General features: G+C 51.0%; 28 protein-coding genes and 2 pseudogenes. 12 read left to right on the top strand and 18 right to left on the bottom strand.

Going from position 1 to position 22,112, the window contains the following annotated elements:
- From ACXJJA_RS01970 to ACXJJA_RS01955, 4 genes and pseudogenes are all read left to right on the top strand, one after another.
- The coding region (locus tag ACXJJA_RS01970) for a glutamate synthase-related protein (RefSeq protein WP_456486550.1) at positions 1 to 889 on the top strand (889 nt) is incomplete at its 5' end.
- 24 nt (positions 890 to 913) lie between these two features.
- A complete protein-coding gene (locus ACXJJA_RS01965; RefSeq protein ID WP_456486549.1) occupies positions 914 to 1,060 on the top strand; it encodes a hypothetical protein in 147 nt (48 codons plus the stop codon).
- Positions 1,061 to 1,402: 342 nt separating this feature from the next.
- Positions 1,403 to 1,617 (top strand): annotated as a pseudogene (locus ACXJJA_RS01960) (type II toxin-antitoxin system HicB family antitoxin).
- Positions 1,618 to 1,681: 64 nt separating this feature from the next.
- Positions 1,682 to 1,849, top strand: coding sequence for a type II toxin-antitoxin system HicA family toxin (locus ACXJJA_RS01955; protein WP_456486548.1), 168 nt, complete (start codon positions 1,682 to 1,684; stop codon positions 1,847 to 1,849).
- A gap of 133 nt (positions 1,850 to 1,982) precedes the next feature.
- On the opposite strand, the gene ACXJJA_RS01950 is transcribed toward ACXJJA_RS01955, so the two are convergent.
- The 14 genes from ACXJJA_RS01950 to ACXJJA_RS01885 form a co-directional block, all read right to left on the bottom strand.
- Positions 1,983 to 3,056, bottom strand: coding sequence for a hypothetical protein (locus ACXJJA_RS01950; protein WP_456486547.1), 1,074 nt, complete (start codon positions 3,054 to 3,056; stop codon positions 1,983 to 1,985).
- Complete coding sequence (locus ACXJJA_RS01945) at positions 3,053 to 3,454, bottom strand: hypothetical protein (protein WP_456486546.1); 402 nt, start codon at positions 3,452 to 3,454, stop codon at positions 3,053 to 3,055. The genes ACXJJA_RS01950 and ACXJJA_RS01945 overlap by 4 nt, the downstream gene beginning before the upstream one ends.
- Positions 3,445 to 4,056 (bottom strand): hypothetical protein, encoded by a 612-nt coding sequence (locus ACXJJA_RS01940; RefSeq protein WP_456486545.1) that lies wholly within the window; start codon positions 4,054 to 4,056, stop codon positions 3,445 to 3,447. Before ACXJJA_RS01940 ends, ACXJJA_RS01945 begins: the two co-directional genes overlap by 10 nt.
- A complete protein-coding gene (locus ACXJJA_RS01935) occupies positions 4,053 to 4,883 on the bottom strand; it encodes a type II secretion system F family protein (protein ID WP_456486544.1) in 831 nt (276 codons plus the stop codon). The genes ACXJJA_RS01940 and ACXJJA_RS01935 overlap by 4 nt, the downstream gene beginning before the upstream one ends.
- A 6-nt stretch (positions 4,884 to 4,889) precedes the next feature.
- Positions 4,890 to 5,864, bottom strand: a complete 975-nt coding sequence (locus ACXJJA_RS01930) for a type II secretion system F family protein (RefSeq protein WP_456486543.1) — start codon at positions 5,862 to 5,864, stop codon at positions 4,890 to 4,892.
- Positions 5,851 to 7,542 carry a type II/IV secretion system ATPase subunit gene (locus tag ACXJJA_RS01925; protein WP_456486542.1) on the bottom strand — a complete coding sequence of 564 codons (1,692 nt, stop codon included), beginning with the start codon at positions 7,540 to 7,542 and terminating at the stop codon, positions 5,851 to 5,853. Before ACXJJA_RS01925 ends, ACXJJA_RS01930 begins: the two co-directional genes overlap by 14 nt.
- Positions 7,543 to 7,565: 23 nt before the next feature.
- A complete protein-coding gene (locus tag ACXJJA_RS01920; protein WP_456486541.1) occupies positions 7,566 to 7,970 on the bottom strand; it encodes a hypothetical protein in 405 nt (134 codons plus the stop codon).
- A complete protein-coding gene (locus tag ACXJJA_RS01915; protein WP_456486540.1) occupies positions 7,970 to 8,503 on the bottom strand; it encodes a hypothetical protein in 534 nt (177 codons plus the stop codon). The genes ACXJJA_RS01920 and ACXJJA_RS01915 overlap by 1 nt, the downstream gene beginning before the upstream one ends.
- A 4-nt stretch (positions 8,504 to 8,507) precedes the next feature.
- The gene (locus ACXJJA_RS01910) at positions 8,508 to 9,275 is read right to left on the bottom strand and encodes a hypothetical protein (RefSeq protein ID WP_456486539.1); all 768 of its coding nucleotides are present in this window, start codon (positions 9,273 to 9,275) and stop codon (positions 8,508 to 8,510) included.
- Positions 9,276 to 9,405: 130 nt separating this feature from the next.
- Positions 9,406 to 10,206, bottom strand: coding sequence for an energy-coupling factor ABC transporter ATP-binding protein (locus ACXJJA_RS01905; protein WP_456486538.1), 801 nt, complete (start codon positions 10,204 to 10,206; stop codon positions 9,406 to 9,408).
- A complete protein-coding gene (locus ACXJJA_RS01900) occupies positions 10,203 to 11,009 on the bottom strand; it encodes an energy-coupling factor transporter transmembrane component T family protein (RefSeq protein WP_456486537.1) in 807 nt (268 codons plus the stop codon). Before ACXJJA_RS01900 ends, ACXJJA_RS01905 begins: the two co-directional genes overlap by 4 nt.
- Complete coding sequence (locus ACXJJA_RS01895; protein ID WP_456486536.1) at positions 10,981 to 11,538, bottom strand: hypothetical protein; 558 nt, start codon at positions 11,536 to 11,538, stop codon at positions 10,981 to 10,983. The genes ACXJJA_RS01900 and ACXJJA_RS01895 overlap by 29 nt, the downstream gene beginning before the upstream one ends.
- Positions 11,535 to 12,155, bottom strand: coding sequence for an energy-coupling factor ABC transporter permease (locus ACXJJA_RS01890; protein WP_456486535.1), 621 nt, complete (start codon positions 12,153 to 12,155; stop codon positions 11,535 to 11,537). The genes ACXJJA_RS01895 and ACXJJA_RS01890 overlap by 4 nt, the downstream gene beginning before the upstream one ends.
- A gap of 57 nt (positions 12,156 to 12,212) precedes the next feature.
- Complete coding sequence (locus tag ACXJJA_RS01885) at positions 12,213 to 12,347, bottom strand: hypothetical protein (protein WP_456486534.1); 135 nt, start codon at positions 12,345 to 12,347, stop codon at positions 12,213 to 12,215.
- A gap of 795 nt (positions 12,348 to 13,142) precedes the next feature.
- Between ACXJJA_RS01885 and ACXJJA_RS01880 the strand changes: the two genes are divergently transcribed.
- Together ACXJJA_RS01880 and ACXJJA_RS01875 are read left to right on the top strand one after the other, a co-directional pair.
- The gene (locus ACXJJA_RS01880; RefSeq protein WP_456486533.1) at positions 13,143 to 13,379 is read left to right on the top strand and encodes a division/cell wall cluster transcriptional repressor MraZ; all 237 of its coding nucleotides are present in this window, start codon (positions 13,143 to 13,145) and stop codon (positions 13,377 to 13,379) included.
- Positions 13,376 to 13,792, top strand: coding sequence for a type II toxin-antitoxin system VapC family toxin (locus ACXJJA_RS01875; protein ID WP_456486532.1), 417 nt, complete (start codon positions 13,376 to 13,378; stop codon positions 13,790 to 13,792). The genes ACXJJA_RS01880 and ACXJJA_RS01875 overlap by 4 nt, the downstream gene beginning before the upstream one ends.
- A gap of 368 nt (positions 13,793 to 14,160) precedes the next feature.
- Here the strand turns inward: ACXJJA_RS01875 and ACXJJA_RS01870 are convergent, their stop codons facing one another.
- Positions 14,161 to 15,984 (bottom strand): archaellin/type IV pilin N-terminal domain-containing protein, encoded by a 1,824-nt coding sequence (locus tag ACXJJA_RS01870; RefSeq protein ID WP_456486531.1) that lies wholly within the window; start codon positions 15,982 to 15,984, stop codon positions 14,161 to 14,163.
- Positions 15,985 to 15,990: 6 nt separating this feature from the next.
- Positions 15,991 to 16,170 (bottom strand): hypothetical protein, encoded by a 180-nt coding sequence (locus ACXJJA_RS01865; protein ID WP_456486530.1) that lies wholly within the window; start codon positions 16,168 to 16,170, stop codon positions 15,991 to 15,993.
- Here ACXJJA_RS01865 and ACXJJA_RS01860 point away from each other — a divergent pair.
- Positions 16,161 to 16,634, top strand: coding sequence for a helix-turn-helix domain-containing protein (locus ACXJJA_RS01860; RefSeq protein WP_456486529.1), 474 nt, complete (start codon positions 16,161 to 16,163; stop codon positions 16,632 to 16,634). The genes ACXJJA_RS01865 and ACXJJA_RS01860 overlap by 10 nt on opposite strands.
- A gap of 168 nt (positions 16,635 to 16,802) precedes the next feature.
- Here ACXJJA_RS01860 and ACXJJA_RS01855 read toward each other — a convergent pair whose 3' ends face one another.
- Together ACXJJA_RS01855 and ACXJJA_RS01850 are read right to left on the bottom strand one after the other, a co-directional pair.
- Positions 16,803 to 17,240, bottom strand: coding sequence for a DUF488 domain-containing protein (locus ACXJJA_RS01855; RefSeq protein WP_456486528.1), 438 nt, complete (start codon positions 17,238 to 17,240; stop codon positions 16,803 to 16,805).
- Positions 17,241 to 17,272: 32 nt separating this feature from the next.
- On the bottom strand, positions 17,273 to 17,818 hold the full coding sequence (locus ACXJJA_RS01850) for a flavin reductase family protein (RefSeq protein ID WP_456486527.1): 546 nt from the start codon (positions 17,816 to 17,818) through the stop codon (positions 17,273 to 17,275).
- Positions 17,819 to 17,870: 52 nt separating this feature from the next.
- On the opposite strand from ACXJJA_RS01850, the gene ACXJJA_RS01845 reads away from it, so the two are divergent.
- From ACXJJA_RS01845 to ACXJJA_RS01825, 5 genes and pseudogenes are all read left to right on the top strand, one after another.
- Positions 17,871 to 18,890 (top strand): heterodisulfide reductase-related iron-sulfur binding cluster, encoded by a 1,020-nt coding sequence (locus tag ACXJJA_RS01845; RefSeq protein WP_456486526.1) that lies wholly within the window; start codon positions 17,871 to 17,873, stop codon positions 18,888 to 18,890.
- A complete protein-coding gene (locus tag ACXJJA_RS01840) occupies positions 18,887 to 20,272 on the top strand; it encodes an FAD-binding oxidoreductase (protein WP_456486525.1) in 1,386 nt (461 codons plus the stop codon). The genes ACXJJA_RS01845 and ACXJJA_RS01840 overlap by 4 nt, the downstream gene beginning before the upstream one ends.
- The gene (locus tag ACXJJA_RS01835; protein ID WP_456486524.1) at positions 20,269 to 21,126 is read left to right on the top strand and encodes a (Fe-S)-binding protein; all 858 of its coding nucleotides are present in this window, start codon (positions 20,269 to 20,271) and stop codon (positions 21,124 to 21,126) included. The genes ACXJJA_RS01840 and ACXJJA_RS01835 overlap by 4 nt, the downstream gene beginning before the upstream one ends.
- Positions 21,077 to 21,907 (top strand): annotated as a pseudogene (locus tag ACXJJA_RS01830) (nuclease/transposase family protein); the annotation flags it as partial. The gene ACXJJA_RS01835 and the pseudogene ACXJJA_RS01830, both read left to right, overlap by 50 nt.
- Before the next feature lie 65 nt (positions 21,908 to 21,972).
- Positions 21,973 to 22,112: zinc ribbon domain-containing protein (locus ACXJJA_RS01825; RefSeq protein ID WP_456486551.1), on the top strand; the 140-nt coding region annotated here is incomplete at its 3' end.

The raw sequence follows: 22,112 nt of genomic DNA, 5'->3' as shown, positions 1-22,112 counted from the left end.
CGGCAAATACGGAGATGTGGCGGTGCAAACAAATGTAGAAGACCAGAGGTTCGGTGTGGATGAGTATGTGGTGTCCAAGTTGGAAGTGAATATAATAGAGAGGAAATGGGGGCAGGGAGCAAAGGCGATAGGCGGAGAAATACGCGTATCTTCGCTTGAAAGGGCGTTGGAACTGAAGAAGAGAGGATATATTGTGCTGCCAGACCCTGAAGACCCTGTGGTTCAAGAGGCGTTCAAAGATGGCTTGTTCAAGACGTTCGAGCGGCACAGCCGTGTGGGATTCCCGGAGGAACGCGGTTTTGTAGAAGATGTTGAATGGCTTCGTAGCATAGGAGCAAAATGCGTAACGATAAAAACAGGGGCTTATCGTCCTGTGGACGTTGCATGGACGATGAAAGTGGCATCTGAAGCCAAAGTGGATTATATAACGTTCGATGGCGCTGGTGGCGGCACAGGTATGAGTCCAGTGCCGATGATGAACGAGATGAGCACGCCTACCGTATATTTAGAAGCGCAGGTATTGAAGTGTGCAAGGATATTGGAGCGAGCGGGGAAATACGTGCCTGATATAAGCATGGCTGGCGGGTTCATCAACGAGACGCAGATATTTAAGGCGATAGCGCTTAGCAATTTCGATGGAAACAATGGCAAAGGACCCTTCGTGAAATCTATCACAATGGGAAGGTCGCCGTTGACGGCAGCGATGAAGTCGCTCTATTTCACGGAACTCGCAGAAAAGGGCAGATTACCGAGAGATTTCGCCGATAAATATGGCACCAGCCCGGAGAGATTTTTTATCGTCGCTGATGAGCTGAAAAATGAATATGGGAGTAAGGTAGGTAAGGAAATACCATGGTCTGCGGTTGGTGTTTACACATATCTTAGCTAGAGGATAGGACTCGGCTTAAAGCAGTTGCTCGCTGGCGTCCGCAAGTTCAAGCTGGATTTGATAGATAGAAGTGATATTGCGGCATTGAGCAGGCTCGCATCCGAAGTCACCGGGATACCAATGATGCATGAAATCGAGGCGGAGTTGTTCGAGGAGATATTGACGTCATGAGTAGCAGCAATTAATGGCAGGCAGCAGAAACTTCAAAATTTCAACGATATCTCGCAGCGACTTAATGGCTTTGACCGAGGAGGCTGCGAAAATTTCAGGAATTCCCTAATGGAGGCTTACAGGGAAGAGGCAGAAAAGATTTTGCTCGCATGAAACACTTCGTCTAACAGGCGGGTATACGGTTCCCTCTCATACCTCACATACCCGCAAAACGTTGTGCGGAATGTCGAAGGGAGCGAGAAAAATGATTGTCAAGAAGTGCATCTTGAATTTAAAGGCAACTGGGTAGAAGTGGATATACCCTTATAAGGCTTAATAGTTCCATAAAAGTGAGGTGTAAACATGGAATTGAAAATCATAGTTGAAAAACATCCGGAAGGATACGTAGCTTATATCCCGTAGGTTTAAAGGGAGTGGTGGTTGGCGAGGGAGATACATACGAAGAAGCTCTACAAAACGTAAAATCAGCAATCAAATTCCACATAGAAACTTTTGGAAAGGACGTCTTTGAAGACGAAGAAGTTGTGGAGACATTCATTGCAGAAGTGGTAGTATAATGAAATTTCCAAGGGATGCACCCAGCCGCAAGGTTATAAAAGCATTTGAAGCCCTTGGTTAAAGTTGTTAGAGTTGGAAAGCATATCAATGATAAGAGGGAATCCTGATGGAACTAAAACTCCCCTAACAATGCCAAATCATGAGAGGATAAAAGGCTCAACCCTAAGAGTAATTTGTCGGCAAGCAGGGATAAAAAGAGAAGAATTCTTAGAAGCTTATGAAAGGGCATGAGCAACATCGCCTAACAGCGGACATACGGCTACGGTGCTTCGCACCTACGCCCAAATTCGGCAAAGCCGAACTTCGTATCTCCGCAAAACGTTATACATCAGCAACCGGGTAGGGGAAAGGACGGAAGCTCACGCTAATACTTGACCGATTTTTCAATCCTTATCGGGATGCTCGCCACGTAATCCTCGGACTGCAAGCTCATGTTCACGCTCGCCATTGCGCTCATACCCCTCGTTTTCACAGTCGTTGGCGTCTCAAGCTCAATGCTCACTTCTTTCACCGCCGATGAACGCTTGTATCTGACGATGGCGCTGCAGTTTCCCATTGCGGTCACGTTTATTATCCAGACGATGGGTTCGGCTGCTCCAAAGCTCTCGTTTACGACGTTTGCAAAGCTCTTTTCCTTCCCACCGCCAACAGGCAATGAAATGTTCGTCTTTCTTGCGTTGTCGGGATAGCCCGTCCCATTAACCAGCACAAAAGTTTTGGGTTGCGCCACGGACACATTGCAGAAGCTTATGCTAAGGATGCCATCAAGCTCCTTCGTGTCAAGCAACGCCCCATTTATCACCATCATGATTACAGCGCCGTCGTTTGTCGTGCTCGTTGCATTTACGGTGAGGTTCAGCATCGTGTAGTTCGAAGGCGAGTGCCCGCACTTCAGAACAACATAAACCTCGGTTGTATTGAGGTTTGTGAAATTTAGGCTACTTGTGCAGTTCTCGGGAACTTCCGTTGAATTGACCTGCCAGCTGCCGTTAAAAACTTCCAAAATCCCATAAAACTTGCCCCCATAGCCTTCATTCGTTACGTTCACCGTGACTTCTTCAATCCTGCCCGCTGAAACATAAGCTGAGACGTTCATACGTATTATTTTCACCTCGACGCCCACACGCATCGCCACGACGCTCCACTCGAAACTCGCTTGCACGCCTCTTTCAAGAAGCTTGCCCCTCGCAAACTCTATCGCATTCTCCAAGCTTCTTACGACGTTTGAGAGCGGCTCGGAGGCGGAGGCGTTCGCCACTGCGTATGAGACGACGTCCTCGAAGAAGGTGCGAAGGTTGTCGATTTCATATTTCAGCGAAATCCTCGTGCGTGTCTGTGCTAGCAGGGCTTGAGAAACGAAGTGGGATATTAAAAGCAATATTAAGCACATGACGACCGCCGAAATTATGTAAAACTGCCCTTCCTTCCGCTTTGTCATCTTCTCCACCACGTCGCAAGTGCAACGTCGTAAAATTCCGTCTCGTTCAGGGCAACGAGCCTGTGGGCGCTCACGGTCGGAGGCTCAGGTCTTACGCCCTTCTCTCCCACTTCCGCCACAAACGAGCCTGAGACCTCGAATAAGAAGCCCACGTCCTCCGGCAGGAATGCACGGACTTCGACGCATGCCTTCTCGCTTTTACCCGATTTCAGCTCACGCACGACGTCCTTCAAGGCTCCGGTCTTCTCCATTGCCGACATCGCATCCTCGCATATCAGCTTGAGCTCCTTTTCTCCCCCTTCCGCACCCTCGTTTCCTACTACCGTGAGAGCATACATGAGGCAGAGAAGCACAAGGATGGCACTTAGCACGGCTTCGAGCGAGTGGCTCATCCGCATGTCACCTCCAGCGGCACGAGCGCTTTCATTCCTTCGTCCAACACGACCTCTTCTGCCACGACACGCCTCACGATAATCCCATCGACGGACGCTTTCAGTTCTTCCTCAGGCACACTCACCTCCAACAAGACTTTCTCGCCCGACGTAGCGTTATAAAGGTAAACGTGCTTCAAATCTGCCTTTAAGCTCGCAAGCGTCACGTTAATCTTTGAAAAGTTCGAGTTCTCGCCTCTTAGCTCCTGCACGTGCCTCCACGCAGCGTTCGGCAGGACGTAAGCTTCGGCGCCGAAGCCTGTGTATGGCAACTCCGTCTCGTTCACGAAATATATATCGACGCCTGTCCTGTTATTCACCGTTTTGACAAGCTTCGTGGCGTTCTTCTCATCCCTCGCATCCACGAGCACCGCACTCTCGAAAACGCACGCCACCCTCGCCTGCGTCAAGTTCCGCTTGCTCAGGTTGAAGCCCAGCCCGTGAAGTGCGGCAGTCTTCAAAAGCTCGTCCCTTTTCAGCCCGTAATGCATTGCGAGCGTCGCATACGCCACGTATGAGACGACAAGTGCGAACAACACAAGGCTCAACGCAAGGTCGGCTTTCATCATAGAATTACCACCTTGAAGAAAATGTAGCCGGAGAGCATCATCAGAGCGGAGTGCTTCAGCCCGAACACGGCGGAGCGCTCCCCAAGCTTCCCGGCAACCAGCCCCGAAAGCACAGCCATTATCATCGACGCCCAGAAGAAGTGCGTCTTGTAAAACCCGATGGTTGCGGGCACTCCGATTTCTATCATTGCGGGGAGCAGTTGCGTGACGAGCACGTATACAATGCCGAGGAATATGAAGTATGCGATGTAGATAATAGCGACGTAGGTTTTCAGCGTGCTCGAAACCTCCTTTTTTATGTCGTTTAACCTTTGTGCGTCTACGGAGACCGCCGCTAGAATGTCGCCGATGTCGCCGCCCGCTCTATTTGCTCCTATGATGATAGAAACTGCCCTTTTTATCATTGGAAGCTTCTGCTCACGTCCGAACTCCTCCAAAACTTCCTCGAACGGGCGTCCCCAAGATATTTGGACTGCCATTCTACGAATAGCATCGGTTAAAGGTCCGTAGTCGGCGTCCGCGGTCTTTATCAGAGCTTTTGCGGGGTCCATTCCCGTCCGCACGGACATCGCCAAGTCTCTTAGAAAAAGGGGGAACGCATCTTCCTCCCTCCGCCTCCTCAGGTTGTCGAAATAAGTGAACGCGGACAAAGGCGCAATTGCGGCGAGCGCCGTAAATATCAGAATGTCCTCATCCACCATTCCCGTCTCGAAAAAGATTTTCAGGTTCAGAATGAGTAGTGGCGTGTACGCCGCTATGGACGCAAGGATTACGAGGTCTCTGCCCCTTATTTCCTTTCTCCTCTTCAAAACAATTTCGTTACGCAAGTTCGCTCACCCTTTTATGTCCGGAGGCATAACGGCATCCATGAACAGGAGGAAGAGTATGGAGCCGAACGGTATGAGTATGTAAATTGAGGCTAGAAATGCGAATTCGCTGCCGAGCAGGGCGGCGAGCGTGCCCTTCGTCCCGGTTATCAAATTCACAGCGGTCGTCACCGGCAGCATTATGAGGACAAAGAGAGGTCCGAGGACGCAGAGAACGACGTAGAACTCCGAATATATCGCAACGTCTTCGATGAATCGCCGCAATAAAAGGCGACGCTCCTCCATCAGCACCTCGGAGACCTCCACGAGAACCTCCGAAAGGTCGGAGCCTGCAGTCACCGACGATATTATCGTGTTGAGCACCGCCTCCAACTTCGGCGACGGCGCCCGCTTCGCAGCGTTTGCAAGGGCGCTCAGAACGTCAAAGCCCAAAACCTCCATGTCCCGCACGATGTAAGAAGCCTCGACGCTTATCTCCTCATAAATCTCTTTTGCCCCCGCAAGCGATTTGAAAATTCCCTGTGGGGGGACGCCTGCTGACGCCAGCGTCGCCATGTAGCTGAAGGCGTATGGTAGAACGTCATCTATTCTTTTCGCCCTCCTCCTCGCCCTGAAAATAGGATAAACGAGTTGTGCGGAAAAAGAAAGCGCAAAGAGCGCAGGGAACAAAAGGAGAAGCGGCATTGGAATTAGGATGCGCGCAAGCGGTAAGATGATGAGCGCTATCGCCAGCGAGTTCATGATTGCGATGCTGAGAAACATGCCGGTGCTCATTCTTATCCTCGCCCTCTCAAGCAGCACGTCAAGCTCCTTGAACCCCCTCTTATCTATTCTCGCTCCCAGCCCCCTGTATGCAAACCCCTTATAGACGTCCAAAAATCTCCTGAAATCCCCTCTACTAATTTTCAGCCCAGAAATGCCGATCAATAATACTTTCAGCCGCTCAATCGCCCTTTTTACTCCTCTCCTATACACTTTCATTGGAACGCATCCTCTCCAAGACTCTCTCAGGGTTTATGTAGTATTCGGCGATGATTTTAGAGAGCTCGTGGTATGAGCCTACGCCCAACGCACTCATCCACCTCAAAACCTCCTCCCGCCTCTCAAGCTCCTCATACATTTTCGCAGTCTCGACGCCTGCGTAGCGTGCGATGCGCTCGAGCAAGTAGCTCTTGCCGCTGAAATTAAAGGTGTCGTTCATTGGGTCCCAGAGGAAGACGTCGTGAGTGACGACGTCGTCACGCTCCTCGTCGTAACGCACGACCTCGGTTATTTGACTTGTTTTCCTCACCACTTTGCCCTTATACTTCGTGCGCACCTGCATGCATATGCAGTTCAGGCTGTCGAGCATGACCTTCGGGATGTTCATCGGCGGCGACTGGAGGCGCTGAATCACCGCACGAGGCGAGTTTGCATGCATCGTCGTTAGCGCTAAATGCCCCGTGGCAATCGCTTGGAACAGCACGCTCGCCGCCTCGCCCCGCACCTCGCCGACGATAATGTAGTCGGGGCGTTGCCTTAACGCAGATTTCAGCAGGTCGAGCATTGTTATCTCACCACGCCTCCGGCTTGCGACGATGCCTGATACGCCGGAGATGCCTGAGATTATGGAGGCGCCGAAGCCCGTCCTCGTCACGCATGGAATCCAATTCTCGTGCGGCAATTGTATTTCAGGCGTGTCTTCTATCGAAATTATCTTCATGTCTGGGGGTATGAATATAGAAAAGGCGTTAAGGAGCGTCGTTTTTCCAGTTGCCACCTCCCCCGCCACGATTATGGAAGAGCCGCCTTCTATCAGAATCCAGAGGTATGCAAGCATTTTTGCATTTATGGAGTTGAAAGCCATCAGGTCTAAGGGCGTTATCGGCTCTATCTTGAACTTCCGTATCGAGGACGTCGAGCCTCGCATCGTAACTTCCTTGCCGAGCGTCAGCGTCACCCTGCTCCCCTCGGGCAATGACGCCTCCAGAATCGGTGTGGCTATGGAAATGTGGCGCCCGCTCCGCTGCGCCACTTTTATAATGAAAGAATCCAGCTCGCTCCCGCTCTCAAACTTCACGTTAGTCCGCATCGAGCCAAAGAAGCGGTGATAAACGTAAACGGGGACGCCTACGCCGTTGCACGAAACGTCCTCGATGTGCGGGTCGTCAATCAGCGGCGTTATCTTCCCGTAACGTGCAAGGTCTCGCAGGAGGTAGTAAGCGAGACGCCGCCTCTCCGCACCAGTCAGCTTTATGTCGTATTCCTTCAGAATTCTCTCAAATTTCGAGATTAGATACGCCTGCTTGTCTTCAACCTCGGAAAAATTCGCGTCGAGAACCCTATACACGATGTCCTTAAATTGCTTTAAAAGGCACTTTAGGCGCTCGTCAAGCTCGGGCTCCACGACATTGTATCTCAGCCGCCCTTCCGTCTCGTCGAAATGTATGTGGGCGTAGGAGCCGCCGTTCAACCTATACTTCACGTTTATCCCATGCAAAGAGCGGAGGTCGAGCACCTCGTAGCCCCTAAGGCCATCGGAAGACGGCAGTGCTTCCAATTCTTCAAAAAATTCGTCCCTTTCGTCCTCAACCCCACCCTCCTCTCTAAATCTTTTCAGCTTGCTCCCTCTCGCCAAAACCCCAAGGAACTCTTTATTAAGTTTAAGAGCCCTAAGCATCCTCTCCCCTCGCCCCCACCCCTTCATACGAGCCTCACCTCCACGCTACCATCATCCCTGCTTACGACCACTACAAAATCCCCCTTTGCCTCCCCAGAGGCGTTGACGCTCTCTTTCAACGGAAGGTCAAAGCTGTATGTTCTATCGAGGGTAACATTTATGTGAAGCGTCTTTCCCTCGCTGTTAAGACTCACGACGGGCGTTTCAGGGAAAGTTGGAAGCCCAACCCGCATTCTAACGCATCCTCCCTCGCTGACGGCGTCGAGACAGCTGAGGACGGCATCCGCAACGTCCGAGGCGGCGTTCCTCGCCAATGCGTGCTCGGAAGCTTTAAGCGAGAAGTTTTCTATGCTTCCCATCAATGTGAGCGTGGTGAGCACGATAAGGACGCCGACCGCTGCCGCAGTCATGTAGTGAACCTCAAGCATCACACCACCTCCAGCCTTATCTTGTAAATCCGAAACGTGACGTTTTCGTAACTTGCGTTGTAGGGCTCGCCGATGGAGACGTTCACGCCCTCAAACATCTCAGAGGAGCAGCCGGCATTCCTCACGAGAACCTCGCCGGCGCCGCCGTAGTAAGCGATTTCGTAGCACGTCACGACAAGCTCCGAGCTTTCTGCTCTTACCTCAGGCTCAAGTTCTAAAAAACTGCCTCCGCACTCGAATCTGTAACTTTTTACGCTCACCTCTGCAGTCTCGGAGCTGTTTTCTGTCCAAATCTTCACTTCTGAGGTTTTCAAGGAGAGCGGGTGCGTCAGGAAGATTTTTCGGGAGGAAAATTTGCCCTCATGCGAGACTTCTTCCACAGCCGCTTCGAATCTCCGAAGCTCGTTGCTTCCGATTTTACGCTCAGAGACGCCGAACCCCGTCTTTATGGTATTGTGCCCCCATTCATAGAGCATGAATGCCGTTATGGAGAATACGGCGGTGAGTAGGAGAGCGGAAACAACCAGACTCACGCCCTCAGCTCGAAACATGAATTACCACGCTCCTTTCCGCAGTTTTACCCTCTAAGCTCCTCGCCTGAAGCCTCACGACAATGTCGTCCCCGACGGCGCACTCGTTGACAAGGACGTAAACATAGACGGTTCTCTTCGAGTTAGGAGCGACTTCGCCGACGGCGTATTCAGGGCAGTGAAGCTTAACCCACTCCTCAGAAGAAGTGCTGTTAAGGAAGCTGGTCGTGTTTATGGCGTTTCCGTCTTCATCCGACGCATACAACGCCGTGCCGTCGTCGGCGAGCAGGAGCAGGGCGTTGTCGCCGCCCGTTATGTTGTTGAAGTAAAGTTCGGAACCGTTGTATTTGAAAGCTGAGCCGTTCGGGTAGAGGAGCTGGTGGTTGTTCTCCCTGTCGATGCGGAAAGCCCGCCACTCAACATTTCCGCTCAAAACTGAAAGCTTAAGATTCACAGCGGTTAATTTCAGATCGCCGTCGTTCCAAAGCTCCACCTTTATCTCCTGAATGAACCTCTCGTCGTAACCCTCGCTTTCGTTTATTCCTATCTCGCCATTACTATCTTTGTCCCTCCCTGATACGTAGTATTCGGAGTAGGAGGACATGCGAAGCTCAGCGAGCGTGTATTTTAACCTTTCAGCCGTGCCGCGCTCCGCCTCCTCAGCGACTTCAGAAAGCGTTCCGTGATACCAAATGTAGAAGGAAGAAGCTATCACGACGGAGATGGCTACAAGTAGGAGCGCGGACGTTACAAGAGAGATGCCTTTTCTATCCATTTCCTCACCTTTTTTGCTACTTTATTATTCTTGTCTCACACTAATTAATAACTTTGTCGGTAATGCTCGTGCTCGACGGTGGGTGGCGTCTTAGGCTGCGATGCTGTTTCAGCGTGCCGTAGCCGCCGTCTCATTCACGTAAAAGTGATTTCAGGAATGAAACGGCGTCGTCGAGTTTGGTTTTCGGCTGGAGTCCCAAGCGTCTGAGGAGCTTCACGAGCGTCGGCGCTTCAAGCCCGAACGCCTCAAGCACTTCCTCTTCGTAAAGGAGTTCCAAGCCGCCATCCTTCACAATTCGTCCATCGAACATGATGGCGATGCGGTCGCAAAGCTCAGCCGCCAGCTCTATGTCGTGCGTGGCTATCACCTTTGTCAAGTCCAGCCGTCGTATGAGTTCAATCAGCTCCCGCCTCGCCTTTGGGTCTAAATTGCTTGTCGGCTCGTCGAGCACGAGAATTTCGGGTTTCATGGCGAGTGCAGTCGCAATTGCAACTTTTTTCTTCTCGCCGAAGCTCAAATGGCTCGGCATCCTCTCCTCGTAACCCTCAAGCCCTAACAAGCTCAACGCCTCCTTCACCCTTCGCTCAACCTCTTCCTCCTCAAGCCCCAGATTCATAGGTCCAAAGGCGACGTCGTCGAAGACCGTGAGCGAGAAGAGCTGGTCATCCGGGTTCTGGAAAACCAATCCTACTTTGCTCCTTATTTTCCTCAAGTTCTCCTTGCTAATCTTCATCCCAAGGACTTCCACCTCGCCTTTCCCTTGTAGGATGCCGTTAAGGTGGAGGAGGAGCGTGGACTTCCCGGCGCCGTTCGGTCCCAAGATTGCGACACATTCGCCCTCGAAAACCTCAAAATTTACACCCTTAAGTGCAGTCGTGCCGTCGTCGGGATATGCGTATTCCAAATCCTTCACAAATATTACTCGTTTCATAATTTTAGCTCCAAGATGAGAGGAGATAAGGAAAGGAACAACAACAGGAGATCAGGGAGGCGGAAGCTCGGGCGCTCTCTACGGATTTTGAAGCCGAAGCACCTTGAGAGCATTGCTCTACGTATCTGCTCGCCGTGCTCTATTACACGAATAAAGAGGATGCCTATGGTCTGAGCCAGCACCCGCAGCCGCCGTCTGAAGCTTATATTTTGGTCTCTCAAATCAAAACATCGGCTCTTCTGCGTTACGACCATCCTCGCAAGCTCCTCGCTGAAAAGCCGAATGTATCTCGCCATCAGTGAGACGAGCAGTATGATTTCCTTGGGCACACGCAAGTTCGCCAGCCCTTTTATGAGCTCGTGGTCGTTCGTGCTATAGAAGAGCAGGGATGCGACGGCAACCGCCGACGTTATCCGCAGGCAAAGCGTGAGGGCGGAGATGAAACCTTCGTATGTCGCTTCGTATCCGAAAATTGAGAACATTGGGTGTCCTTCGTGCATGAAGGGGTGGAACATGAGAATCATTGCTAAGAGCGGGGAGACTACGAGCGTTCTGCCGGCGACGTGCCTCAGGGCGCCGTTCATCAAGCAAACTATTAAGAGAGCGGCACATATGAGCGTGAGCGGCTTCAGGGAGCATGTAACGATGGAGAGCACTGCAATGACAAAGGCCAGGATTTTGGTCTCTGCGCTGAAGTTTTTGGGCATCGCCGTGAAGTTTTTAGGCATCGCCGTGAAGTTTTTAGGCATCGCCGCCACGCCCCCTACCGGCTGCTTACTTCTTACGTTGCCGCTTTTTCGCAAGGAAGACGCCGAGAACCAAGCCCGGGAAGAAGCCTGCGAGCAGCGTGGAGAGTGGTAGTAGCGACGATGGTATTTCCTCAGTTTCAGCTCCTGATGAGCCGACGAGCTGGACGAGCGCCGCCGCTATGCCCGCCCGTATATCGTCATTGTTCACAACCACTACTCTCACCTCATTGCTTTCCTCCTCGCCTATCATCGTGTTCGGTCCTGGTTGTATGACGATGCCGGCAAGCTCTTCGTCGCTTAAAACCTCTTTGACTTCGTTCAGATGGTCTATGACGACGACGGCATCGCTACTTCTCAGCTCCTCACGCAAGGCGGCGCTCACGTCGTCCGTCGGGACGACTTTCGCTCGCATTCCGAGGTCGCTCACTGCGAGCTGCGCATCTTTATACGCCTCCCAGTCGGCGACGACGGCGAGCTTTATCTCCTTGCTTTTCACCGGAATGTGCGCTTGCGCGCCGCTGAAAACTGCGAGTGCGAAGGCGGCGAGCAGCATCCACACCCACAATTCATTTCTCGCTCTCATATTTCCACGCTTCTGAATCCGACTCTTCGCAGGAAGTCCATCATGAGGACAGTAACGACGCCTTCGAAGGCGCCTTCAGCGGAGTAAACGGCGACGTTGAAGGGGAGGATGAAGTTAAGGGGAAGGACGCCGGCAGCCGTCAGTATGAGGGCGTTCATGATAGCTGCCGTGAGTATGCCGAGGAAGGCGCCAGAGAAGATGCCAACCCTCTCGTTAACATCATGGAGGAGTTTAAAGGAGAAGACTGCGGGGAAGGAGCAGCAGACGCCCATGACGAGGGTGTTAGCGCCGAGCGTCGTGAAGCCACCCTCGCCGGCGAGCATGAATTGGAAGAGGAGGCAGAGGAAGGAGACGAGGACGCCGCTCAGCGGTCCTAATGCGATGGCGGCGAAGGGTATCATAATCAGGTGAAAGGGGATGCCAACTGGAGTCGGGATTTCAAAAAGAGTGACTGCGAAGACGAAGGTTGCGACCGCCGCCGTGTAAACGACATGACGCCCTCCTGCCTCCTCGTCGAGCTTGCGGAGCTTGAGTATGTAAAATGCGATGAAAGGCGCCACGAGGAGCCAATACATTAGGCACTGACGTATCGGAAGTGCGCCGTCCGGTATGTGCATGGTATCACTTCACTCGAAAATATTAATATGAGTTACGCTTTTGCGGGGCGTGGCTGCTTAAGGTGTCATCGCTGTTAGAAGCGGGCGGCGTTGCGTTGTTGCTTGAAATGCTGGATGAGCGCCACGTCCTACGAACGACGGCAGCCGCACCGCAAACCGCTCGCCGTCACCGGCTGACTCCACGCAGGTCATCCACTGGCGAGCACCGAGAACATCAGACGCATTCAGCTTAGAGTAGAAAAAGGGTTTGCTGACAGTCCTAAGGGACGTGTCCACATAACATAAGCCCACCGCAACCGATTATAGTATAGCATGAACAACTTACAGAACACATTCCAGTTTCTAACGGATTAAAGCAGCTAATTGAGAAAAGAGCGTCTTTATCCGTGCTTCAGCGAAAAAACACCGATTCAACCTTGCTTCTCTCACCGAAAGGACTGATGTTCAAATTCCCAACCAAGACTTCTCATAGCATCCATCAACCATGCTTATCTATAATAATCAGGGCTTATTCTCGCAGTATTCTAGCCCTTCCTTTACAACGTAGTTAGATAAATTCCGTGTTGTATAAACTCTCATAATCAACTCATTCCTCTCCACACCGCAGAATAAACATATACGCTTTTTATTCGCTTTAACAACTGTTTCGTCTGAGGCAATCAGATTTCTTTTTTTCTCTGTTGTAACCGGTAGCTTCTCTTCAAATTTCTTTTCTTTATCCAGTTCCGGACAGAGGTTTTAGAGACGGGATGGAGCTCTGACAGATTTCTGGCAGCCCTTCCCCGAAGCCGTCTGAATATAAGCTAGGATCTTAACTCGAAAGGCGGCGGCACCTTATTCCTCTCAAACACCTTCAACTCCTCCACAATCCCCCTTACACTACGCATAAAAATAGTTCCCCCCATTTATAATCTTATGTGGACACGTCCAAACAAATCACCAAAAATTTAAATAGGTGAAACATCCATCCCATTATGGTGATAATAAATGATATATGGAATAGAAAGGAAGAAAGTGGATGAACAGGGAAGATTCGTTCTGCCATCGGATTGGAGAGCGGAAGAACTAAAAGAGAGCAGAGAGGTATTTGTGATAAAAGGGAAGGGGTATCTGAAGATAGTGCCGAAGAAGAAGGTGGACCTAACCAGATTCTTTGACAGTGCCGACCTTGGGATGAACATAGAAGATTGGGATGAGTTCGAGAGGAGATTTTATGAGCAATGAGATTTCTTGATGCGAATGTGTTCATTTACGCATATTACAAGCCGAAGCGTGAATTGACCGAGAAGGAGAAACAGATGAAGGAGCATGCAAAGGAGACAATAAGAAGAATAAACGAGGGAGAAGAAGTAATAACAACCGTTGTCCATCTTTCAGAAGTTGCAAATATTCTGAAGAGGGCGTTATCAATGGAAGATTTGTATTCGCTGTTAATCGGGCTCTTCTCAATGGACAATGTAAAGATTGTTGATGTCACAACTGAGGATTACTTAGGCGCAGTAGAATTGATGAGCGAGTTAAAGATGGACCCGAATGATTGTCTGGCGGTGAGTGTAATGCGCCGTGAGAATATAAATGAGATTTACACTTTTGATAAGGGGTTTGATGGTGTTGCGGGTATAATAAGAGTCCCGTAAAGTAGGTGGTGAAAAAATTGTTTTGAGATAGGGTAAAACTTTAAATACGGAAGTCAAACTACTTGAAATCATCTCCACTGAGTTTTGCTTCTGCGGCGCATTTTCGGAACTACTGTTTCTGCCGCTTGACCGCTGTTGCACGTTTTACGATGCGAACGACGGCAGCCGCACCGCAAACCGCTCGCCGTCACCGGCTGACTCCACGCAGGTCATCCACTGGCGAGCACCGAGAACATCAGACGCCGAGAACGTTAGACGCATTCAACTCGTAGAAAAAGGGAAAAAGGGGGAAAAATAAAGCTTAAAATTTCGGCGCTGCCAGCCGCCCGCCTATCGCCTTACAAGTGCGCTACTGAGCACTTGCTGGGCTATGCGTGCGCCTCGGACATGTAGCCCGTATCCTTGAAGTAGATCGTGTAGCTCGTCTCTCCTAGGAGTTTTCCTCCGGAGTAGACCTGTATTGGCAGGCTGTATGAGATTCCATCCCTGAAGCTCGGCAGATCAAGCACCTCTGGAGCGAAGTGCCTGTTCCCTAGCACAATCCAAGTTGACTTCGACTCGCCCGGCTCGATGTCTCCGAGCTCATAGACGTTTGATGAATGCTTGGCTATTATCTCGTCCTCGTTGACAACCAGCGCAACCGTATCGACGAGCAACCTGTTGTCCGTAAGCTCTTCAAGGATTTCCTTAACGCCCTCATCAGTAGTTGTAGTATAGCCATTAGCTGTTAGCCAGCCCTCCCAGTTGTCACTGACAAGTGTTGTGAGATTCCAGCTTGAATTTACCTTCGATAACGCTTCACTTAGTTTGTCAGCATCGTCAACGACGGCAGCCATGTGGTATGGGAGCTTGTACATGTAGGTTATGTACGGAACCTGTCCGTTGTCTGCTGCGATCACGTCATGACCCGTTGGGGTCGTCGCAGGATTCACAAGCTCAAGTCCCGGTCCTACCATGGTGTCGTTCAAGCCTAGATCGTCATCAATTACCTTATTGTAGGCTGACAGGTTGTCATACTGGCTTCCGAGGACGGGTCCGGCGTTAACGCTGTGGTTGGTGTCGAGCATGAGCGGCATGTGGCTGACCTTGTAGCCGTTGAAGACGTAATGTATTCCCGCATCGTCTACTGGATTTGCGAATGTAGCGTAGGCTTCACCGAGCGCAACCTTTGCCGACATATAACCTTCTTTGACGCCGAAGTAAGTATCGACCGGTTTCACTCCAGTCATCTCGATTGACATCAGTTCCGTAAGAGTTTTCTCCGGACCCTGCTTATCGAGCGCTCCGACTTCGGTGTTCGGCTCGACCCAGACGAGTCCCTCCTTGGTCTCCACTGCGTGCAAGCTCCACCAGCAGTTGTCGTGCGGCGTCTCTGCAATAACAAGTTTGGCATCCTCTAAGGTTTCCGTTCCCGTGTTCGTCACTGTCGCCTTGTAAACGATGAACTCCCCTTCGTGCATGAAGGTGTTCATCAGCTTGTAGTCGTTCTCTTCCATCACGTTCCTCGGCGGCACCCAGATGCCGATGGCGTCACAGCAGCCGCACAGCTCGTTACCATCCGAGTCCCATCCTCCTTCACCGTCAAACTTGAAGTAATCCTTGGTTGTATCGTTGAACTGGAATTCGAAATGGGCTGAATTGCCTGGTTCGTACTCCATACTGCCACCTATTATATATTCGTAGTCGATGTAGTAATCGGTGTTGTTGCTCATGTTTCCTCCGGAAAGCACCTTTATCTGACCTGCTATGTAGTTCATCTCATAATCAGTTCCACTGGTGTATGTTGTTGCTCCACTTGTGTCTGTTACTGTTTCAGACCCTTCCACTATGTTTGTATGTGCTAACTGAACCCATTGGTCATACAGACTGGTGAATGTCTCATTCGTAACAGACGGTATAATCCACATTCCTTCCTCTCCGGGCTTCCACTCTGGGATTTCGATCATGGGTCCGATGAGTTCGACTGTGCTGGGGTCGAAGCTGAGTTCGAGGTCTTTGGCGGCTTTGAGACCCTCCTCAGCTCCTTTCCACCACCCCGAAAGCGCACCGGATGTTTCTTTGCTGGTCGTTGCGCCGGAGCTTCCAGCCATTCCTGAATACCAGACGTAGAGACCGGCGGCGGCGACGACGGTGATGGCGACCATCAGGAGGACGGCGATGACGGGCGAGAGACCTTTGTCCTTTTTAAACATCTGCGCTCACCTCCTCTCCTCCCTTTCTTCAAACGTTCGACACACGAGCGTGCCCCGGCGGCACTGCCCTTTCGGGCGGAACACTACGGGCACGCTGGCGGCATGCGTCGCCGCCGTTACAACATGGACAAAATAGTAATAAAAAACTTTAATTTCGTATTCACAATTACATTGACATGTTGGCATTGGTGTTACGACTGCATGAGGAAGAGCGGGCGGCGTTGGGGGCGGCGTTGCCGCTGCTGGACGATGCCGAGAAACGGCGGGCACTTGCGCTCCTTATGCTTGACGCCGGTGGGAGCGTTGTCGTCGTCGCAAGGAAGCTGGGCGTGAGCCGCCAAGCCGTTTACAACTGGGTGCGGCGGCTTGAGGATGCGAGAAGACAGCGTGACGTGCTTCGTAGCGTTTTAAATGCGAAGCCGCCGGGACGCCCGCCCGTGAAGGCGGTGCGTGTCGTCGAGTTTTTAAGGCGTCTGGAGCGTGTGCCGCCGGCGGCGCTCGGCTACGAGAGCGCAGAGTGGACGACGCCCGCCCTCCTCGATTTTCTGAGGAAGAACGGCGTAAAGGTCAGCGTCTCGACGCTCCGCCGATGCCTCCGGGCGACGGATTTCAAGCTCGCTCTTCACCGTCGGCGCACAGGGCGCAGGTAGCTCCCCCGAGTCTGGGGCTCCCCGTCGGGCTGAGCACGCTGCCCCTGCCCACTATAGGCATGGGCTCGTTTCGGTAATTTTCAGCCTTAAAGTATATATTTACCACCAACCTCCTACACTTGTCAGCCCTTTAAACTCCTCTCTACCGTATTGCTCTTTGTTCGCAGATCATCTAAAATCGCCTAAGGTCTTGTGCTCATAGCTCCGCTTCTCATCAATTATGTGGACGACCTCATTCCCTCTTGCTTTGAGCGCGTGCGAGATGAGGAGGCGGTGGCATCTGAAATAAAGAACTTCAGCGCACATGAGCGCCACTTTGCGCTCAGCAGCGAGCCGTTCTACAAACTCCAAGCCACTGCGGAACTCCTCGCTTTCCATGTGTTTCCGGTAGCCGCCCTTACGGTAGCCGCCAAGCTCTTGGACGTGGAAGTATTCAATACCCGCCTCCTTGAGGCTCCGCTCTAAGTTTTCCTTTTTAAAGTGCTCAAGCTTCGACGTTGGGAAGCGGCGGACGTCCACGACAACCTCTATCTCGTATTTTTGAAGCAGCCGCAAAAACTCCTCCAAGCTCCGCCTGCCGGTTCCCACAGTCCAGACCTTTGGCATTTCTGCGTTGCACGGAACTCCAGTGCTGTGGTTCAGCGAGCACGCTTGAACTTGCGTCTGCGGGCGTCACATGCGAAGAACTCGCCGCTGATGTGGCAGAGCGGCTTCGCACGTTCGGCGTTCAGCACGGCGTCCCAAAACTCATCTTTGACCTCCGCACACACGACCCGTCCAACGATCCAAACGTGGTCGCCAAGCTCGTAACTTGCTTCGAGCGTGCATTCAACCCATGCCAGCGCCTCCCCTACCCTCGGCGGCTTCACGCACGCCGATGGCATAGCGGTGAGACCCGCCTTCTCGATCTCGCTGACCTCGTAGGGGAAGTCTGTTTCTAGGATGTGCATGAGCTCGCCGAAGTCCTCGCCGACGACGTTGGCGACGAACTCCTCAGTCTCACGGACGTTGCGCCAAGTATCGTGTTCAGGACTGCTGGCAAAGCCGTAAAGCGGCGGCTCGAAGCTTATCGGCGAGTTAAAGCTGAAAGGTGCAGCGTTCGGCACACCGTTCTTCGAGATGGTCGTGATGACCACTACGGGTCTAACAAGAAGCTTTGTAAAGTCTCGCTCCTTTATCCTCATCTTGCCCCCTAAATTTTATTATCATGCGAAAATAAAACATGAGGGGAGAGAGTTGTCGGAGCTAAAGCTGCAGTTTAATGAGACGTGGTGCTTAAGTTGTGAGAGCTACGATTGCCTTTTAAGGTGTCAGTACCTAAGCGTAGATAGGGAAACTGCAAAGGCTGAGATAAAAAAGATAATTCGCGGTGAAGACTCTTTCGTGCTGCACGAGTGCGTAACCTGTTATGCGTGCGAAGAGTATTGCAATAAGGGAAATCATCCATTTTATTTGATTGTCGAGCGTCAAGAGGAGAAAGACATACTGCCGGCGCCGAAGCCCATCATAAAGCAGTGGATTCAAATGGCTGAACCTACGAGACCTCTTGAAATCAGGGAAGTCAAAGAGCCTGTCATTTCACTTTGCTTCTTTCCCGAATATGTGAGTAAAATTCGGGGGAAGCTCTTTAAGGGCGCCTCCATGCTCACAGGAAGGCATTTCTTCTGCAACCTTGTGTATCTGCACTTTGCAAGAAGCTCCGTGACGAAAGAGCGACTTCCAAAAGTGATAGAAAACATAACAAGGCATGGCATCAAGGAGCTCATATGTCTCCATGACGAGTGTTATTCAACTTTTACCTCCTACGCGCCGGCCGTCGGCATCGAAGTCCCTTTTAAACCCATTCACTACTTTGAATATCTTTATAAAAAGCTGAAAGAGCGCGAGGACGAGATAAAGCCGCTGGGCATGAAAGTTGCATATCAGCGTCCTTGCTCGTCAAGGCTCGTGCCTGAAAAAGAGCACTTTGTGGACGACATATTCGAGCTTATAGGAGTTGAACGGGTGGAGCGGGAGTATGATGGGGAAAATTGCCTATGTTGCGGGGCGGTTTTCAAGATGCAGGGTAACTACGAGCTAGCGGTCGGCGTACAGAAGAAGAACGTGGAGGACATGGTGAATGCCGGGGCAGAAGCTTGTGTCTTCAACTGTCCATACTGCTTTTACACGCTGTCAGAGCTCGTTTCCGAGAGAAATATAAGGCCTCTACACATGATCGACATTTGCAGGCTCGCCCTGGGGGAGGAGGTGAAATGACTGACCGGATATACATATCCTTAGCGGAAATAGTGGGCGAGCAGTACGTTTCAAACAAACCTGAAGAGCTTTACATCTATTCCCGTGATCCGGGGCTGATGCCTCCTTATAAGCCCGACTATGTAGTTATGCCCAAAACGACGGAGGAAGTGCAGAAGATAGTCAAGCTTGCTAACGAGGAGAAGATGCCTATAGTCCCGCTGGGCGGCGGGCTTGTTCTCTCTGGGCTAACCAGACCTTTGAAGGGCGGAATCGTCATAGACCTGAAAAGGATGGACAGGATACTGGAAGTAAACGAGAAGTGTAGGTACGTCCTCATCGAAGCCGGCGTCACGCAAGGCAAGCTGAAAGCATATCTGGAAAAGAATTACCCTAGCCTGAGACATTCCATCCCGGATGCCCCGCCGTCGGCTACGGTCGTCGGCAACGTGCTAATACACGGGCAGGGGAGGCTGTCTCAGCCATATGGCTTCAATTCCGACATGATTAACGGGTTAGAGGTCATATTGCCAACGGGCGAAGTGTGCAAGATAGGTTCGTGCGCAGTCTCACCGTTCTGGTTTGCGAGGGCGCCCTTGCCCGACCTCGCGGGGCTTTTCATAGGATGGTTCGGCACGACCGGCATCGTCACAAAATTATCCCTTAGGCTTTATCCGAGACAGAAAACAAGGGACGTTGAAGTATTCGTAACCGAGAATCCGAACATCGTGCCGAATGTTATTTACTGCGTCACGCAGACTGAGGTTGCGGAAGACATAACGGTCTGGGCGCAGCCCTACCCGCTCATATTCAAGGACTTGCAGCACACGACGATATACATAACTGGAAATTCCAAGGAAGAACTTGAGCTTAAGCGGAAAATCATCTGGAATGCACTTCGAGAGCTAATTCAAAGCAGAGAAGGGGGATTTATGAACCTGACCCCGGGCATGAAGGTTAGTTTCTTGGAAATGCCGCAGACGTCCGTGACGAGGGTGGCGGATGTAAAAAAAGGCGGCGGATTCGAGTATGTCGGCGCAATAATCCCTGTTGAGAGCTTTCCAGAAGCTTATAGGGAAGGAATCAGAATTTCTCAGAAACACGATATCGGCACATATTCCTTCATATGCAGAGTCGTCGGAAGGGCACATTGCATGATGTTTGCATGGGCGTATCCATTCAATCGTGCAGACCCTAAGAGTATGGAAAGAGCGAGGCAGGCTTTGCAGGAGACGAACGAGCTTGCTCTCAGGATGGGTGGAATTCCTTGGAAGACCGAGGTGCCGGGGCAGAGACTAATCATGGAAATGATGGACAAAAACACGCTCAAGCTCATGAAGAGGATAAAGGAGCTTCTGGACCCCAACGGAATCATGAATCCCGGGAACTGGGAGGGAGCATGATGATAGAAGAACATATCAAAAAGCTGCACAGATGCTTCAGATGCGGCTTCTGCAAATTCACGAGCAATTTCACGGACTTGAATTGCCCCTCCTACATGAGATTCCGTTTTGAAACTTATTCCACAGGTGGGAGGTTATGGCTCATAAGAGCTTGGCTGAGCGGCGAGGTCGAATGGACTAAGCACCTTGCGGAGATAATATACGCATGTACAACCTGTAGAAATTGCGTTGAGCAGTGCGTGTTCGGCTTCAGTGACGACATCGTTAACATGATTGTAGCAGCAAGAAGCGAGGCGGTAGAGCAAGGGTTGGTGCCGCCCATCGTGAGAGACTTCCTGAACAACATCAGTAAGCATGGAAACCCATGGGGCAAGGCGAGAAGTAAGAGGGCGGCAGGGTTGAAAGGCGTGAGAAAGTATGGTCAACAACAAGAATACCTTTATTACGTGGGCTGCATAGGCTCTTACGACGAGCGTGCGCAGGTTGTTGCTAAAAGCCTTGCCGAGCTCTTGGAGATGGCGGGAGTAGCTTTTGGCATTCTCGGTGAGGATGAGGACTGTGATGGCAATGAAGTATATAGGCTTGGTGAAATTGGGTTGTTCCAGCTATTAGCTGAAAGGAATATCAATAAGTTTAAGGAGCTTGGCGTGAAGAAGATAGTTACACTTTCACACTCCCACCGCCAAGGAAGCCCCCTGATTTATCAGGGGGAGGAATTGGCGAAGATTATTTATATCTTTGACCCGTACCTTAATACGGGTGCTGAGAGTGGAGAGGGTCGTTGTCAAGGCTCTAAAGCTCAACATGCTGCCTTTATCAAGGAGGAAAGGACGCTTGTTATCCGAGTTATTTAGTTCTGTCCTTGGCTGTTGCAATGACATCCTTTCCATTGCCAAATCCGCCAATCCAGAGAACTTCGCCATCCTACATACCACCTCCTATTCTGTTATCAAGCAAAAATACAGCTTGCATTCTCAAATCCTCGTTGATTGCATCCATCAAGTCTGGGAGAACTTGAACTGCAAAGAGTTTAAGCAAGTCCCAATCAGATTCAACATCCCTCGTTCTGGTAGATTTGCCAAAACAAAACGAGGAAATCCCGTCGTTGTTGCATCGTTTAATGGAAACGGTAGAATTGCCTTGCCAATCAAGCAGGATGGTGCTTATAAAAGATTTGTTGAGCATCTTGAAGATGGTTGGATTTGCACGCAATTCAGACTGCACAAGGAGGATGGACATTACGTTGTCATCGCTAACCTTAGAAAGAAGTTCAAAGTTAAGCAACGTTATCAAGCAGTTGTGGGAGTTGATGTTAACAGCGGTAGCTTCGCTTTGACGGTCTTGGGGGGTGATGGTGGAGTTAGAAAGCAGTTGTATCTGGGAAAGGATATATGGCACAAGCAATGGAAGTTCATGAAGCGGAGAAGTAAGCTTAGGAGTTATGCGGACAAGGGAAGCGGTAGAGCACGGCGTGCTCTCCGCAGGATGAAGCATGATGAAAGAAACTTCGTCAACACGAGGATATGGCAGGTTGCACACGAGATTGTCGAGACTGCAATGAAATACGATGCTGTAATTGCCATTGAGAAACTCAAGAACCTCAGAAAGAAAAGCGGTAAGGAGAGAAAACCTAAGAGAGCTAACAGGAAAATACATCGTATCCCCTTCCACAAGTTCAAGCAGGCTATTCAATCTGTGGCATGCAGCACGGCATTGATGTCGTTGAAGTTCCCGGAGCAAGAACATCTCAGAAATGCCCAAGATGTGGCTACACTTCGAAGAGAAACTGGGTTTTCTTCAACGGTAAGAGAAAGCTGTTCAAATGCAAATGTGGCTACGA

The organism is Candidatus Alkanophaga liquidiphilum (assembly GCF_053996935.1).
Note: the sequence above shows the minus strand (reverse complement) of the source record. Positions and strands in the feature narration are given on the sequence as shown.